This is a genomic window from Paenibacillus sp. UASWS1643 (assembly GCF_008693195.1).
Classification (GTDB): domain Bacteria; phylum Bacillota; class Bacilli; order Paenibacillales; family Paenibacillaceae; genus Paenibacillus; species Paenibacillus amylolyticus_B.
In genome coordinates this window covers 1-212 of the sequence record NZ_VXKZ01000003.1, presented here as the reverse complement: position 1 = coordinate 212, position 212 = coordinate 1, and the positions used below count along the sequence as shown (strand labels likewise).

The window sequence follows — 212 nt, the reverse complement described above, 5'->3', positions numbered from 1 at the left end:
GGCGCACTAAACGTGACTGCATCCAGTCCTGTATACACCGCTGCATATTGTGCATTTGCCCCGCCTAATGAATGCCCCGTAAGTGTAAAGTCTGCATCGGGATACTTACTTTGCATCTCTTTCACATAATCTTCCGCTTCGTACAACTGATTATCAGGTCCGAACTCTTTATCTATACTTTTGCCCGTATCCCCAAACAAGTTATTGAGCCA

1 protein-coding gene is annotated in these 212 nt (G+C 45.3%); it reads right to left on the bottom strand.

Annotation, left to right across the window (positions count from 1 at the left end; all coding sequences use genetic code 11):
* A partial coding sequence (locus tag FE296_RS00020) for a Tle-like phospholipase domain-containing protein (protein WP_223868719.1) occupies positions 1–212 on the bottom strand: 212 nt, incomplete at both ends.